This is a genomic window from Micromonospora sp. NPDC005806 (assembly GCF_042871425.1).
Lineage (GTDB): Bacteria > Actinomycetota > Actinomycetes > Mycobacteriales > Micromonosporaceae > Micromonospora.
In genome coordinates this window covers 103,692-118,520 of record NZ_JBIAIL010000010.1, presented here as the reverse complement: position 1 = coordinate 118,520, position 14,829 = coordinate 103,692, and the positions used below count along the sequence as shown (strand labels likewise).

Sequence of the window (14,829 nt, the reverse complement as noted above, 5' to 3'; positions counted from 1 at the left end):
GTCGGCGGGACCGTGGGGATCACCACCCGGGGCGTCGGGTTGCTCGCCGCCGCCGTCGCCCTGCTCGGCGTCGGCTTCCGGTTCGCGTACCCGGAGCTGACCGTGCTCGGCGCGGCGGCCGCCGTGGCCGTCGGGCACGCCCTGGTCACCGCCGCCTGGCGGCCCCGGCTGACGGTCGAGCGGGTGGCCGACCCGGACCGGGTGGCCCGGGGCGAGCCAGCCGCCATGACGCTGACCGTGCGCAACACCGGGCGGCTGCGCGCGGCGAACCTGGTCGCCGAGGACCGCTGCGGCGGACGGCTGGTGCCGGTCCCGCTGCTGCGGCTGCGTCCCGGTCGGGACACCGAGGTCCGCTACGAGGTGCCGACCCACCGCCGGGGCGTGGTGCCGGTCGGGCCGCTGCGGGTGACCCGACGTGACCCGCTGGGGCTGGTCGCGCTGGCCCGCTCCTACGGAGAACCGGTGCCGGTCTGGGTGCACCCCCGCATCCACCCGCTGGCGGCGGTACCGACCGGAGCCGGGCGCAGCCTGGACGGGCGGACCGACAGCGTGCCCCACGGCTCGATCACCTTCGACTCGCTGCGCGAGTACGTGGTTGGCGACGAGCTGCGCCGGGTGCACTGGCGGACCAGCGCCCGGGTGGGCGAGCTGATGGTGCGGGAGAACGTGGACACCAGCCTGCCCCGGATCGTGGTGGTGCTGGACAACCGGGCCACCGCCCACCCGGAGCGGGTGGACCGGGTCGCCGAGTCCTTCGAGTCGGCGTGCGAGGCGGCCGCGTCGGTGGTGGCCGCCGCGGTCCGGGAGGAGCTGCCGGTGAGCCTGCTGCTGGTCGCACCGCCCGAGGAGGACCCGGTCGGCTCCGTCGGTCCGCTGGACCGGCTCGCCGCGGTGGAGTTGGCCGAGGGCGGGGCGGACGTGCTGCGCACCGCGATGAATCGGCTGCGGCAGGAGCGGTCGGGCGACACGCTGGTCTTCCTCACCGGGCCGGGCGCGCGGGGCGACCTGGGGCACGTCGGCGCACTGCGCGGTGCGTACCCCTCGGTGGTGGTGGGCGTGTTCGGCGCGGCGGAGCCGACACCGGCCGGCGCGGTGGGCCTGGTCGTGGTGGACGCGGCCGACGGCGCGGGGTTCGCCGCCGAGTGGGACGGGATCCGCCGATGGTGACCCTTACGCCGCCGCGCCCGGCGGCCGACGCGCCGCCCGGGCCGACCACGGGCGGCCCGACCGGACGAGCGCTGCGGGCCGTACCGGTGCCGCTGGCACTGATCACGATGATCGCCCTGGCCGGCGTGGTGCTGGGCGGGGTGTACGCCGGACCGCTGCTGACCCGCCTGATGATGGGTGCGGCGGCCGGCTCCGTGCTGGTCAGCGTCGCCGCCCGCCGGTTGCCGTCCTGGCTGGTGGCGCCCCTGTCGGTGGCCGCCCTGACCGGGTGGACGGTGCTGTCGCTGCGGCTGGCGGCGAGCCACGCCGCGCTTCCGGGCAGCCTCGGCGACGTCGCGGCGGACGCCGCCCGCAACGCCATCCCCCGACTGCTCACCGCGATGATCCCGATCGAACCGGCGCCGGACACCGTGCTGGTGCCGGTGGTCGCCGCCTGGCTGGCCGGGCTGGCCGCCGCCGAGGTGGCGCTGCGGGCGGGTCGGGTGCTGCTCAGCTACCTGCCGCCGGTGCTGCTCTACGCGGGCGCGGTCTACGTGGTCGGCCCGAACGCCGGCCCGGCGATCGCGCCGACCGTGGTGTTCGCGGCGGTCGCCGCCGCCGGCCTGACGGTGCCGTCCCGGCGGAACACCCCGGCCACCGGCGACCCGGTCGCCGGTCTCGCCCCGGCGGTACGCGCGGCGGTGCGGCTGCGACTGCTCGCCGCGAGCGCAGCCGGGGTGGCGGTGGTGGTGGCACTGGCCGCCCTGCTCGCCCCGGTGGTCGCGGGCCAGGTCGACGACCGCCCGGTCGACCCGCGCCGGTACGTCGAGCCGCCGCAGGTGGAGTCGTTGGACGAGAACCCGCTGATCCGCATCTCCGGCTGGGCGCTGAACCCGGACCAGAAGCTTCTCGACGTGCGGACCGAGACGGGCGCGCCGGAGCAGGGCGGGACCCGGATCCGGCTGGCGGTGCTCAGCGACTACGACGGGGTGACCTGGCGGGTCGGAGCGACGTACCGGAACGCGGGGCGGATCCTGCCGGCGACGGAGCCGGCCGCGGGGGCCACCACGGAGACGGTCCGGCAGGAGATCACCGTGGCCGACCTGACCGGGCGGCTGCTGCCGGCCGTACCGACGCCGCGCGAGGTGACCGGCGCCCGGGTGGCGTACGACCCGGCGACCGGAACGCTGATCCGGCCGGAGGGGCTGGCCCCGGGGCTGCGGTACACGGTCACCTCGGTGCGGGAGCGCCCCGACGCGAACCTGCTCGCCATGGCGAACGTGCCGGCCGGGGACGCGGTGGCCCGGGTGCTGCGGGTGCCCGACGGGGCGCCTGAGCAGCTGCGCAAGCTGGCCACCCAGCTCGCCGAGGAGAACGGCGCCCCGTACGCGCGGGCCGCGGCCATCGAGGAATTCCTGGCCGGGCACTACCGGGTGACCGCGGACGCGCCGAGCGGGCACGCGTACCCGAACCTGGCGTTCTTCCTGTTCGGACCGCGCAACGGCGGCGGACAGCGGGGCACCTCGGAGCAGTTCGCGGCGGCGTTCGCGGTGCTGGGCCGGTTGGCCGGCCTGCCCACCCGGGTGGTGGTGGGCTTCGTGCCCCGGACCGACGGCCCGGTCCGCGCCGCGGACGCGTTCGCCTGGCCGGAGGTGCTCTTCGAGCGCGTCGGTTGGGTGCCGTTCGACCCGATGCCCCGGCCGAACGAGGAACCCCGCCCGGTGGAGGAGGACTTCCGCCCGACGCCGGACGACCCGCCCCCGTCGGAGGTGCCGGAGCCGACGCTGGAGCCCACCCCGACGCCGCCGGCGGCGGCCGCGCCCGGCCGGACCGGCGGCCGGGGTGGCCCGGGTACGCCGCTGCTGGTCGGCGGCGGTGCCGGCGGGCTGGTGCTGCTGGTCGGGCTGGTGCTGCTGGCCCTGGCCGGGCTGCGCCGCAACCTGACCCGGGCCCGGCTCGAGCGGGGCGACCCCGGCCAGCGGATCGCCGGCGCCTGGCGGGAGCTGACCGACGCGCTGCGGCTGTCCGGGCGCCCGGTCGGCGACGACCTGGCCGCGGCCGAGGTGGCCGAGCAGGCCCGCCGTACCCTGGCCGAGGCTCGCGCGGCCCTGGCCGGCAACAGCGGTCCGGTAGTTCCGAACGACGCGGCGGACGGCGACGCCGCATCCGGGTCCGGCGATGAGGCCGCCGGACTACCGGGCGGGGCGGTCGAGGAGCTGGCCGGGCTGCTCAACCAGGTGGCGTTCGCCCCAGGCACGGCGACCCCCGACCAGGCGGACCGGGCGGCGGCGCTGGCCGGCCGGTACGTCTCAGCGCTGCGCGCCGCCCGACCCCGGTGGCGGCGACTGCTGTGGACGGTGCGCCCCGGCCCGCTGCGCTGGCGCCGCTAATCACTTCGGGTAGCAGCCCACGTAGCGCTCGGCCGGCTTCTCGGCGCGTCTGGGCGGACCGCGGGCGGTGACATGTTTGGATCCGAGAATGTTTTCGACTGGACAACATCTAGTCCATGCAGGTGGATCCGAGGAGGACCGTTGAAGCGATCCGTCAAGCGAGCAGTCGTCATCGCTACGTTCGCGGTGGGAATGGGGCTGCCCGCCGCTGCCCCGGCCCTGGCCGCTCCGCCCGACAACTGGGGCCAGGAAGTGAAGGCCTGCAACCAGACCGACTGCTACCCCGGCGGCACCAGTCGCGGCGAGTACGTACGCCAGCAGGCGCACGACAGCGACAGCCCGGGATACGGGTGGGAGATCCACAACCTGGCCAACCCGGGTAACTCGAACCCCAAGCGGTTCAGGTAAGCGACGCATGGCTACGCCGGCCTCCGCCCAGGGCGGAGGCCGGTCACGTCCGGGGAGCATGGAGCGCAGTCTCTCAGCCCGGGGCATGGGCATCCGACGATTTTCCTTTGGCCCGCACCAGTCTGAGCCATCATGCGGCGCGATACCGCTGCGGCACCATCCTCATCTCCACCGCAGCTCCGCGGCGCTCCGGGCGGTGCGGATTGCCAGGCGGTCCTACAGTCGAGGCATGTCCGCACCTGCCTGGGCGGTCGTCGCCGCGCTCGCCGCGGCCTGCGCCGCCCTCACCGGCGTTCTCCTGGTCGTCGCCCGCCGGCGGCGGCTGCGTACCCGAGCCGAACCGTCCCGGGAGGAGAAGCTGGCGGCGGCCCGCAAAGCCGCGCGCGAGCTGCGACGGTCGGATCCCCGGCCGCACCGGGACACCTTCGAGCGGGGTGGCCCGCCCGTGGACCGCTACTCCGGGGCGATCCTGGAGAACAGCGTGTACGGCGACGCCGCCGGCCACGGGGGCGGGCACGACGGCGGCGGGGGCCACGGCAGCTCCTACTGATCCGCGGCGCGCAGCTTGCGGACCAGTTTGCGCAGGCCGGCCTGCCAACCGTCCGGGTCCTCGGCACGGCGCCGCGCGTACGTGGCGACCTCCGGGTGGGGCAGGATGAGGAACCGCTCCTCGGCCAGCCCGGCGACGGTGGCGTCGGCGACCTGGTCCGGGGTGAGCACCGCGCCGGAGGCGGCGATCACCCGGGCGCCGAGGTGGCCGGCGGCGAGGCCGTCGGCGAGCATCGGGGTGTCCACGCCCTGCGGGCAGAGCGCGCTGACCTTGATGCCGGCGTCGCGGTAGGTGATGGCGAGCCACTCGGCGAAGCCGACCGCCGCGTGCTTGGTCGCGGTGTACGGGGCGTCGCCGACCGCGGTGAGCACGCCCGCCGCCGAGCAGGTGAAGAGCAGGTAGCCCTGGCCGCGCCGGAGCATCGCCGGCAGCGCGGCCCGGGCGGTGTGCACGTGGGCCAGCACGTTGACCCGCCAGGCCCGCTCCCAGTCGGCGTCGGGGGCGTCCACTCCCCCGCCGGTGGCCACGCCGGCGTTGGCGCAGAACAGGTCGATCCGTCCGTACCGCCGCTCGGTCTCGTCGACCAGCGCGCGGACCTGCGCCTCGTCGGTGACGTCCAGGCCGACCCCGTGCGCGACGGGCCCGATCCCCTCGGCCACCGCGCGGGCCGCGTCGGCGTCCAGGTCGCCGAGGACGACCGCGGCGGCGCCCTCGGCGGCGAACCGGCGGCCGAGGGCCGCGCCGATGCCGCCCGCCCCGCCGGTGATCAGGACAACCCGATCGGTCAGGTTCATCCCAGTTCCCCTCCCCGCCGCCAGGACCCAGCCTGGGAATCAACGCGGCCAGCGCCGCTGCGCCGCCGGCGGCCAACTCCGGGGTGGGCAGCACCGCCAGCACGGGTACGTCCACCCCGTTGTCCGCGTACCGACGGACCTGCGCGACACAGTCGTCGGGCGAGCCGTGCAGCACCAGCGCGTCGACCACCTCGTCCGGCACGGCCGCCGAGGCACCCCGCCGGTCACCGGCCGCCCACTTCTCCCACATCGGGCCGAGCACCTTGTCCCGACCGAGCCAGCGGTGGAAGGCCGCGTACGCCGGCACGGTGAGGTAGGCGGTGATCAGCCGGCGGCCCAGCGCCCGGGCGTGCGCGGCGTCCTCGGTCGGGCAGACGAAGATCCGGGCGGTGACCTCGAAGCCGGGCCGGCGTTCGCCGAGTTCGCCGAGGGCGGTCGGCACGTCGTCGGCGGAGAGCCAGTTGAGGATCACTCCGTCGGCCTCGGCGGCGGCGAGCCGCAGCATGCCGGGGCGCAGCGCGGCCAGCAGCACCGGCGGCGGCGCGGCCGGCGGGCGTTCCAGAGTGAACCGGCGGACGGTGAACGTGTCGTACACCTCGTCGACGGTCTCCCCGCGCAGCGCGGCGCGCAGGAAGCGCAGCACGTCCCGGGTCCGCTTGAACGGCTCGGAGAACCGCACGGCGTTCCAGTCGCGGACGAGCACCGGCGAGGAGGCGCCGATACCGAGCGCGAAGCGCCCGGGGGCGGCCTCGGCGAGGGCGGCGGCGCTCATCGCGAGCAGCCCGGGCCCCCGGGTGAAGACGGGGGTGATCGCCGTGCCGAGGCGGAGCCGGGGTTGCCACGCCGCGGCGAGCGCCAGCGGCGTGAACGCGTCGGTCCCGGCGACCTCCGACGACCAGACGTCGGTGAAGCCGGACCGGTCGAGGGCCGCGTAGACCGCCGCGTGGTCGGCGAGCGGGATGCCGCTCAGCGGCACCGTCATGCCCCATCGGTTCGTCACCGGTCGATCGTGCCCGCTCGCCGCCGCCCGGAGCAAGATCCGGACCGGGCCGATACCCGTGATCCGCACCGGCCCGCCCGGAAAGGGTGTTACGACTGCCAGAAGGGGCCGGACCGACGGGGGGAGGCCAGCGTGAGCACCGCCGAACCGCCGGGTCTGCTCCCGGTGGAGGAAGCCGCGAAGCGGGCGACGTTCCTGGAGCTCTTCTTCGACCTGGTGTTCGTCTTCGCGCTCACCCGGATCGGCGCCCGTGCCTTCCAGGACCTGGCGGTGGAACCGGGACACGGCACGGTGCAGCGGGCGATCACCGGCGGCGGCAAGACGCTGCTGCTGGGGCTCGCGCTCTGGGCGATCTGGCAGGGAGTCGCGTGGACGACCAGCCGGTACGACCCGTACCGCATCTGGATCCAGGCGATCGTGATCATCACCTTGGTGTGCAGCATGGTGATGGGGGTGGCGATCCCCAGGGCGTTCACCCAATCCGGCCTCGCCTTCGCCATCGCGTACGTGGTGGCGCAGGTGTTCCGGCCGGCGATCCTGCTGGTGGCGTTGGGCAAGCACCCGTACCGCCGGCTGAAACTGCGCATGCTGATCACGTTGGGGGCGACCGGCGTGCTCTGGCTGACCGGGGCGTTCTTGCCCACCAATCCACGGGTGGTGCTCTGGACGACCGCCGTCGCCGTGGAGTACCTGGCGACGCGGACCGGCTGGCCGGTGCCCGGACTGGGCCGCTCCACCATCTCCCGCTGGGACATCGCCGGGGAGCACCTGGCCGAGCGGTACCAGCAGTTCTTCCTCGTCGCGCTCGGCGAGACGGTCCTCGTCGCCGGCCTGGCCTACAGCGGACACCGGCCCGACCTGCCCCGGACCACCGCCTTCGCCACGGCGATCGTCACGTCGGTGCTGCTGTGGCGGATCTACGTGCAGCGGGCCGGGCAGATCCTGGGCGAGGCGGTGATGAAGGCAGCCCATCCCGCCACCATCGGCCGGTCGGCCGCCGACACCCACCTGATGATGGTGATCGGCGTGGTGGCCACCGCGATCGGCTACGAGCTGGTCACCCAGCATCCGACCGGGCACAGCCACATCGCCTGGATCTCGATGATCCTCGGCGGCCCGGCCCTCTTCCTTGCCGGTCGGGCGCGCTTCGAGTACGAGGTCTTCGGCCGGGTGTCGCCGTCGCGCTGGGTGGCCATCCTGATCCTCCTGGCCTCGGCGCCGCTGCTGGCGCACGTGGCGTCGCTGGCCTCGGCGGCGACCGCCGCGGTCGTGCTGCTCGGGGTGGCGGTCGCTGACGCCCGCCGGGCCTGGGGTCGCCCGCCCGAGGCCGCCGCCCCGCCGTTCTGAGGGACGCCCGCCCGGCCAGGCCGGCTGACCGGCTGTCGGCTCGCGCCAGGCGGGGACGGCGGCGCGCGACGCCCCGGCGCTACCATCCGCCGGTGACCTTCTCGATCGTCGCCCGCTCCGCCGACGGCCTCCTGCACGGCGTCGCCGTGGCCAGCAAGTTCCTCGCCGCCGGGGCCCTGGTCCCCGCCGCCGCGGCCGAGGTGGGCGCGGTGGCCACCCAGGCACACGTCAACCTGGCGTACCGCGGGCAGGGGCTGGCGCTGCTACGCAGCGGCGTGGCCGCCACGGACGTGATTGCCGGCCTGGTCGCCGCCGACCCGGGCCGGGACGACCGGCAGCTCGGCGTGGTCGGCGCGACCGGCGACGGGGCCACCTGGACCGGGCCGCGCTGCCACCCGTGGGCCGGCGGCCAGGCCGGCGACGGCTGGGCCGCGCAGGGCAACATCCTGGCCGGCCCGCAGGTCATCGACGCGATCCGGGACGCCTGGCTGGGCGGCACCGAGCTGCCCTTCCCGCAGCGGCTGCTGGCCGCGCTGCACGCCGGTGACCGGGCCGGCGGCGACCGGCGCGGCCGGCAGAGCGCCGGCCTGCTGGTGGTGCAGCGCCGCGGCGGCTACGCCGGCACCGGCGACGAACTGGTGGACCTGCGGGTGGATGACCACCCCGACCCGGTCACCGAGCTGGGCCGCCTGCTCGACATCCACACCATGCTCTTCGGCAAGCCGGACCCGGCCACCCTGCGCGACCTCACCGGCCCGCTCGCCGAGGAGGTGGCGGTGCTGCTGGCCGCGGCCGGCCACCCGGTCGGCCCGGCCGGCCTGGATGACGCGCTCGCCTCCTGGGCCGGAGTGGAGAACCTGGAAGAGCGGATCGTCCCCACCCGGATCGACCCGATCGTCCTGGACCACCTTCGCCGCACCGCACCGCACGTCCCGGCCGCCCGCGCCGCCGACTGACCGCGCGGGCCCGCCGCCGGTCGGCGACCTGGCGAGGGCGCGCCGGATCAGCTGCCGAAGGAGAGCCAGCGGAAGCCGGACTCCTCGACCAGCGTGCGCTCCCGCTCGGTCAGCGGTGCCCGGCCGGTGGCCTTGCGGACCAGGGTCAGCGCGTCCCAGCCGAGCCCGTCCGGCACCGGCCCGTCGGCAAGCAGGTCGGCCACCACCTCCGCCGCGGTGGGCGTCAGCCACGGCCGGCGATCCAGCGCGTCGGCCAGGTCCAGGCCGTGCACCCCGACCTCCACCACCCGGGTACGCAGGAACTCGGTCAGCGTCATCGCGTCGCCGTGCCGGGTGCGGACCAGCCGCCCCGGCGGCTGCGCGGCGACCGCCGCGTCGGCGGCCCGCCAGGCCCTCGCGAAGCCCTCCGCCACCTCGGGTACGCCGGGCAGCTCCCGCGCCTCATGCCGGGCGCTGTCGATCCGCGCCCCGTCCACCTCCGGGGTGAACTTGGCCGCCCCGAAGTAGGCGGCGGCGTCCACCTCCGCCCGCTCGGGGGCCGGCGCGGCGAGCATGTCGACCAGTCGCCCCGCGCCGGTTCGCACGTGCGCGAGCAGGTCCCGCACCGCCCACGGCGGGCAGGGCGTGGGCCGGTCCAGGTCCGCCTCGTCGAGGCCCCGCAGCACGTCCTCAAGCCGCCCGCACTCGTCGCGGAACGCCACCCGTACCGTCTCCACCCGTCCTCCCCGTCCGGTCCGTCCCTCCGTGCCGGGCCAGCCTGCCACCCGCCGTTTCGCCGCCCGCCGGCCGGGTACGCGCCGCTGGACCGAGGAGAGGAGGGGCCGCACCATGGCCGGCATCATGCTCCGCAGTACCGCGTTCAATGACCACGACCTGCTACCGGGACGCTTCTCGCAGGAGGGCGGGAACGTCTCTCCGCCCTTGGAGTGGTCCCAGGTACCGGACGGCACCGACCAGCTGGTCCTGATCGTCGAGGATCCCGACGGCGGGAAGACTCCTTTCCTGCACTGGCTGGTGACCGACATCTCGCCGCGGTCGGAAGGGGTCGCCGAGGGCGGGGTGCCATTGGGGGGCCGGGAGTGGCCCAATGATTTCGGCACCACCGGTTGGGGCGGCCCGAACCCGCCTCGGCACGAGGATCCGCACCGGTACTTCTTCCGTCTCTACGCGCTGGAACGCCCGCTGACCTTGCCGGACTCGCCGCACGCCGAGGACGTACACCGGGCGCTCACCGACAACGAGTTCGCCAGCGGCACCATGGTCGGCACGTTCTACCGCTGATCAGCCCTTGTAGCGGGGCACCAGCCGGTGCACCACCGCGAGGACCAGCGCGGCCACCAGGGCCATCGTCCCCACGATGCCGGCCGCGCTGCCCGCGTATCCGATGAGGAGCGGACGGCGGCTGAGCTCGTCGGCGGGCGTCCCGGACCGGGAGGCCAGCCAGGCGAGAGCGAGTCCGGACACGACGAGCGCGAGCACGCCACCGAGGCCGAGCACCGCGGCGGCCACCCGATGCGCGTCGGCCGCGGAGATCGCGGCCCGTTCCCGCTGGAAGAACAGCAGCATCAGGCCGGCGACCGCGGCCCAGCCGCCGACCACGAGGAAGGCGGCGACGGCGTCGCTGGGCCGGTGCCAGCCGGCGGAGAGGGTGGCCACCCCGGCGGCGGCCGCGTACCCGGCACCGAGGAACGCGCCCGGCACCCGCAGCTTCGCCGGCAGCACCAGGATCAGCGCGACCGCCACCGACGCGGCCACCGCGGTGTGCCCGCTCGGCAGGCTGTTGCCGGCCGCCGCCCGCTCCGGGTCGATGCCGAAGTCGGGGCGGACCAGATAGTGCTTGAGCAGTTGGGTGCTCCCGTTCGCACCGGCGATCAGCAGGGTGGCCGTGACGGCGAGCGCCTTACGGCCTCGGATCAGCGCGATGAAGCCGATCATCGCCGTGGCTACCAGCAGGGACACCACCGACATGGCGTTGAGGATGCGGTCCACCGGCCCGTCGATGCGGCTCTGCCCGATCTGGTTGCCGGTCAGTGCCACCGTGTCCAGCCACTGGCCGAGCCGGGTGTGCACGGCGAAGCGCCACACCAGGAACAACGCGGCCGCCTGGACCAGGGCCAGTACGACCAACCAGACCGCCGTCCAGCCCCTCGCCGTATCGCGCACCCGCACACCGTAACGGCCTACCGGGATCGGCGCTCGTCGAGACATCGACCCCGGCCGACTAGGTTGAGGAAGCACAGGTGGAGGGGGTGAGCGGGGTGACCAGCACGCCGGAGCGGGAACGGCCGTCGCGGGAGCGGACGGAGTCCCTGGCGGACCTGCTCGGGGGCCGGCGGGGCGCAGTCGACGCGACCCTTCCGCCGGTGGCGTTCGCCGTCGGCTGGCTGGCCGCCGGGCTGTGGGGCGGGGTGGCCGCCGCGGTGGCGACCGGCGCGGTGATGGCCGGCAGGCGGCTGGGCCGCGGGGACCGGCCGCGCTCGGTGGTGATCGGGCTGCTCGCCGTCTGCGTGGCCGCGCTGATCGCCCTGCGGACCGGGCGGGCCAGCGACTTCTTCCTGGTGCAGCTGGTGTCCAATGCGGCCAGTGGGCTCGCCTGGGTGGTCAGCATCGTGGTGCGCTGGCCGCTGCTCGGCGTCGTGGTCGGCGCGGCGTTTGGGGCAGCGCGGCCGGTGGCGGCGGGATCCCGCGCTGCTGCGGGCGTACGCCCGGGGCAGCTGGGTCTGGGCGGCGACCTATTCGCTGCGGCTGGCGGTCTTCGTGCCGCTCTGGCTCGGCGGCCAGGTGATCGCGCTGGTGGTGGCCCGGGTGGCGCTGACCTGGCCGCTGGTCGCGGCTGCGCTGGCGGAGAGCTGGGTGGTGATCCGGCGCTCGCTGCCGCCCGGTCACCCGGGGCTGCGGCACCCGGTCCCGCCGTCCGATGCGGACGGCGGGCCGGAGACGTAAAAGAGAGGCCGCCACGGGGGGAGCGGCCTCTCCGGTGACGTACGTTACTCCGTTCCCGCCCGTCGTGTGATCCCGTGACGGCCGGAATTTCGCAGCCTTTTTCACGGCAAGTTCGTCTAACGGCGAAATGGTGGGCCGGTCCGTCCGCCGCGTCGGCCGGACGGCCGGCTCACCCGGTCTCACCGTGGGAATCAGGCCGTCGGCCGACCGGGGGCTCGGTCCGGCCGGGGCGATACGCCGCCGGCCGGGGCGGCCCCGCTCAGCGGGGCAACGCCTGCTGGAGTTCGGCGCGTAGCGCCGGGGTGAGCATCTCGCCCGCCTGCTTCGCCAGCCGGGCCATCTCGTAGCCGACCACGCCGATGTCGGCGTCCGCGGCCGCGAGGGTGGCCAGGATCGAGCCGTCCCGGATCTGCATGACCAGGAAGTAGCCCCGTCCCATCTCGACCACCGTCTGCTTGACGACGTCCCCGTCGAACATCTGCGCCGCGCCGGCGGTGATGCTCATCAGGCCCGAGGTCACCGCGGCGAGCTTGTCCGCGTGGTCGCGCGGCAGGTGGGCGGAGATCGCCACCAGCAGGCCGTCGGAGGAGACCACCACGGCGTGCGCCACCCCCGGGACCCGCTCCGCGAACGCGTTCACCAACCAGCTCAGGTCGCGTGCCTCCTGGCTCAACGTCCTCACAGTTGTCGTCCCCCTTCGTCGCGCGGCATGAACATCACTACGGTCTCCTCGGCCTCCGCCCGCCGCACCCCACTGTAGAAGCGGGAGAGCATGCCGCCGACCGCGTCCGGATCCGGATCGTGTCGCGACGTCGGCGGGCTCGGGGCGGTCTCGGTGACGGCGGCGAGCTGGGCCATCGGTACACGTACCGGCAGACCCCGCTCGTTGGTTCCTCCGGTGATCGGGGTGGCGGTGGTCGGCGGTGTCACACCGAGCACCGAGGACGACGGCCCCTGGCGGGAGAACCACCCGCCACCGCCCGGCGATCCGGCCGACGGGGTCAGCACGTCCTCGGCCCGGAACGGCACCGCGCGGGCCTGCCGCGGCATGCCCAGCGGCGGCCCGGCCGGTACCCCGGAGTACGCCTCCGAACGGCGGTGCGCCACCGGCAACTCGGTCGCCGGCGACGCCGGATGGCCGGACCCGAGCGGCAGTCCCGTCAGCGGCGACACCGGAGGACCACCGGCGACCGGCAGCTCCGCCGACGGCGACGTCGGGCGGCGACCCGCGACCGGGAACTCGCCCGACCGCGGGGACGCCGACCCGGCGGTGAACGCCGAGTGCCGGGAGACCGAAGCCATCTGGGTGGTCAGCATCCGCGGTGCGGCCGGCTGGTCCAGGTCGGCGACCGGCGCCGGGGCCAGCAGCTCGGCGGGGAGCCGAACCCGGGCCATCAGGCCCTCGGGTTCGCCCCACAACCGCACCTCGACCCCGTGCCGGGCGCCCAGGTGGCTCACCACGAACAGACCCATCCGCTCGGAGGCCGCCACGTCCGCCGCCGGCGGCTCGGCCAGCACCGCGTTGGCCTCCGCCAGCGCGGCCGAGCTCATCCCGAGCCCGTGGTCGGCGATCTCCACCAGCGCGCCGTTGCCCTCGGCACGGGTGACGACCCGCACGACGGTGTCCGGGCGGGAGAAGGCAGTGGCGTTCTCCAGCAGCTCGGCGAACAGGTGCACCAGGTCGCCGACGGCGTGCCCGACCACGTGCAGCCCGGCGTGGGTCTCGTGACGCACCCGCTGGTACTGCTCGATCTCGGCGCTTGCGGCGAGCAGCACCGCGCCCAGGCCGACCGGCCGATTCCACCGCCGGCTGGACTCCGTGCCGGCGAGCACCAGCAGGCTCTCGTCGTTGCGCCGCATCCGGGCGGCCAGGTGGTCGAGCTTGAACAGGTTCTCCAGCTGGTCCGGGTCGCTCTCCTCGCGTTCCAGCTCGTCGAGGAGTTCGAGCTGCCGCTCGACCAGCACCTGGCTGCGCCGGGCCAGGTTGACGAACATGGCGTTGACGTTGCGCCGCATCATCGCCTGCTCGACCGCGACGTCGACCGCACTGCGGTGCACCGCGACGAACGCCTCCGCCAGCTCGCCGATCTCGTCCTGCGAGCCGACCACCGCCGGCGGCACGTCGATCGCGCCCACCGGGCGGTCCACCACGCGCAGCCGGTCGAGGGTGTGCGGCAGCTCGACCTGCGCGATCCGCAGCGCCTGGCTGCGCAGCAGCCGCATCGACCGGTCGATCGAGCGACCGACCAGCAGGGAGATGAGCACGGCCACCAGGAGCACCGCGAGGATGCCGCCGACCACCAGCAGGGTGTCCCGCAACTGTGTCGCGCTGGCGTCGTCGGCGCGGCGGACGGCGTCGTCGAGCACCTCACCCTCCAGCTGGCGCAGCAGCTCCTGCCGCTGCTCGCTGGCTGCCCACCACTGCGGCGCGGGCAGCGGCACGGGCTCGGCGGCGTCGTCGGGGAGGGTCTGCTCCTCCAGCTTGGTGGCCGCCACGAACGCCGGATCCTGCGACGTCTCGTCGTACCGGCGGATCTGGTCGGCGGTGGCCGCGATCCGGAACGCGCCCAGCGCGGTGAGCTGCTGGGCCCGCAGGTCGGTCAGGGTCACCTGGCCGTCGACCTCGTACCGGCCGGCACGGGCCGCCGCGTACAGCTCGGCCCGGACCCGCGAGGAGAGTTCCTTGACCCGGGCCAGCTGCACGTACCGCAGCACGGCGTTGGTGAGCGCCCGCTGGTTGTCTCCGGGCGACGGCTCGGTGAGCAGGTTGAGCAGGGCGGCCACGGCCCGGTGGTAGTTGCTCAGGATGGTGTCGCTGCTGAGCACCGCGGGCGGGATCGCGGCGCGGATGTAGATGACCTGGTCGTACGCCTCCAGGACCTCGGAGTAGGCGACCCGCCAGGCGGCGTCGGCGCCGGCGAGCGGCTCGGCCGCGTGACGCAGCTCGGCCATGGCCTGGTCGGAGGCGGCCTGCAACGGCTCCAGCGCGGCGATCGCCGCGTCCCGTTCGGCGCCGCCGCCGTTCCGGCGCAGCGCGGCCAGTTCCCCCGCGGCCCGGTCCCGCTCCTGCTGGAGCCGGTCCACCGCGGTGGTGATCTGCCGGCCGATGCCGACCTGCTGGGCGAAGTCGCTCAGCGCGGTGGTCTGCCCCACCAGTCCCGCGGTTTGTACGCCCGCCAGCACCAGGAAGGCGAGCGACGGGATGACCAGCACGGTGGCGAGCTTGGTGCGCATCCGCCAGTCCCGCAACCGGAAGGCCAGGCGCCGTCGGTGCGGGGCCGGCCGGTCGTCGGAC

At 75.2% G+C, this 14,829-nt stretch carries 12 protein-coding genes and 2 pseudogenes; 8 read left to right on the top strand and 6 right to left on the bottom strand.

All coding sequences use genetic code 11. The features are described from left to right. Positions 1-12 precede the first annotated feature (12 nt). From ACFYOS_RS13685 to ACFYOS_RS13670, 4 genes are all read left to right on the top strand, one after another. Positions 13-1,167, top strand: a complete 1,155-nt coding sequence (locus tag ACFYOS_RS13685; RefSeq protein WP_387139913.1) for a DUF58 domain-containing protein — start codon at positions 13-15, stop codon at positions 1,165-1,167. Next, the gene (locus ACFYOS_RS13680; protein WP_387139910.1) at positions 1,161-3,536 is read left to right on the top strand and encodes a transglutaminaseTgpA domain-containing protein; all 2,376 of its coding nucleotides are present in this window, start codon (positions 1,161-1,163) and stop codon (positions 3,534-3,536) included. The genes ACFYOS_RS13685 and ACFYOS_RS13680 overlap by 7 nt, the downstream gene beginning before the upstream one ends. Before the next feature lie 141 nt (positions 3,537-3,677). Continuing rightward, entirely contained in the window at positions 3,678-3,944 is a 267-nt protein-coding gene (locus ACFYOS_RS13675) for a hypothetical protein (protein ID WP_387139908.1), read from the top strand. A 229-nt stretch (positions 3,945-4,173) separates the two neighbouring features. After that, on the top strand, positions 4,174-4,494 hold the full coding sequence (locus tag ACFYOS_RS13670; protein WP_387139905.1) for a hypothetical protein: 321 nt from the start codon (positions 4,174-4,176) through the stop codon (positions 4,492-4,494). Here ACFYOS_RS13670 and ACFYOS_RS13665 read toward each other — a convergent pair. Then, the gene (locus ACFYOS_RS13665; protein WP_387139902.1) at positions 4,488-5,288 is read right to left on the bottom strand and encodes an SDR family oxidoreductase; all 801 of its coding nucleotides are present in this window, start codon (positions 5,286-5,288) and stop codon (positions 4,488-4,490) included. The genes ACFYOS_RS13670 and ACFYOS_RS13665 overlap by 7 nt on opposite strands. A 10-nt stretch (positions 5,289-5,298) precedes the next feature. Next, positions 5,299-6,270, bottom strand: a pseudogene (locus ACFYOS_RS13660) (LLM class F420-dependent oxidoreductase); the annotation flags it as partial. Positions 6,271-6,420: 150 nt separating this feature from the next. Here ACFYOS_RS13660 and ACFYOS_RS13655 point away from each other — a divergent pair. Further along, positions 6,421-7,635, top strand: coding sequence for a low temperature requirement protein A (locus ACFYOS_RS13655; protein WP_387139899.1), 1,215 nt, complete (start codon positions 6,421-6,423; stop codon positions 7,633-7,635). 92 nt (positions 7,636-7,727) lie between these two features. After that, on the top strand, positions 7,728-8,591 hold the full coding sequence (locus tag ACFYOS_RS13650; RefSeq protein WP_387139896.1) for a DUF1028 domain-containing protein: 864 nt from the start codon (positions 7,728-7,730) through the stop codon (positions 8,589-8,591). Positions 8,592-8,638: 47 nt separating this feature from the next. Here ACFYOS_RS13650 and ACFYOS_RS13645 read toward each other — a convergent pair whose 3' ends face one another. Further along, positions 8,639-9,307 (bottom strand): maleylpyruvate isomerase N-terminal domain-containing protein, encoded by a 669-nt coding sequence (locus tag ACFYOS_RS13645; RefSeq protein WP_387139893.1) that lies wholly within the window; start codon positions 9,305-9,307, stop codon positions 8,639-8,641. 124 nt (positions 9,308-9,431) lie between these two features. Between ACFYOS_RS13645 and ACFYOS_RS13640 the strand changes: the two genes are divergently transcribed. Next, positions 9,432-9,872, top strand: coding sequence for a YbhB/YbcL family Raf kinase inhibitor-like protein (locus ACFYOS_RS13640; RefSeq protein ID WP_387139890.1), 441 nt, complete (start codon positions 9,432-9,434; stop codon positions 9,870-9,872). Here the strand turns inward: ACFYOS_RS13640 and ACFYOS_RS13635 are convergent, their stop codons facing one another. Continuing rightward, positions 9,873-10,760, bottom strand: a complete 888-nt coding sequence (locus ACFYOS_RS13635) for a phosphatase PAP2 family protein (RefSeq protein ID WP_387139887.1) — start codon at positions 10,758-10,760, stop codon at positions 9,873-9,875. Between the two features lie 89 nt (positions 10,761-10,849). Here ACFYOS_RS13635 and ACFYOS_RS13630 point away from each other — a divergent pair. Next, positions 10,850-11,534, top strand: a pseudogene (locus ACFYOS_RS13630) (DUF3159 domain-containing protein). Positions 11,535-11,793: 259 nt separating this feature from the next. Here ACFYOS_RS13630 and ACFYOS_RS13625 read toward each other — a convergent pair. Then, positions 11,794-12,207 (bottom strand): roadblock/LC7 domain-containing protein, encoded by a 414-nt coding sequence (locus tag ACFYOS_RS13625; protein WP_200215717.1) that lies wholly within the window; start codon positions 12,205-12,207, stop codon positions 11,794-11,796. Between the two features lie 5 nt (positions 12,208-12,212). Next, positions 12,213-14,768 (bottom strand): nitrate- and nitrite sensing domain-containing protein, encoded by a 2,556-nt coding sequence (locus ACFYOS_RS13620; protein WP_387139882.1) that lies wholly within the window; start codon positions 14,766-14,768, stop codon positions 12,213-12,215. Positions 14,769-14,829 lie beyond the last annotated feature (61 nt).

What these genes read in the sequence shown, in the direction of transcription:
- ACFYOS_RS13680 (WP_387139910.1), top strand. Translation starts at nt 1,161, where the DNA reads ATGGTGACCCTTACGCCGCCGCGCCCGGCGGCCGACGCGCCGCCCGGG.
- ACFYOS_RS13620 (WP_387139882.1), bottom strand. Translation starts at nt 14,768, where the DNA reads ATGCGCACCAAGCTCGCCACCGTGCTGGTCATCCCGTCGCTCGCCTTC.
- ACFYOS_RS13640 (WP_387139890.1), top strand. Translation starts at nt 9,432, where the DNA reads ATGCTCCGCAGTACCGCGTTCAATGACCACGACCTGCTACCGGGACGC.
- ACFYOS_RS13670 (WP_387139905.1), top strand. Translation starts at nt 4,174, where the DNA reads ATGTCCGCACCTGCCTGGGCGGTCGTCGCCGCGCTCGCCGCGGCCTGC.
- ACFYOS_RS13665 (WP_387139902.1), bottom strand. Translation starts at nt 5,288, where the DNA reads ATGAACCTGACCGATCGGGTTGTCCTGATCACCGGCGGGGCGGGCGGC.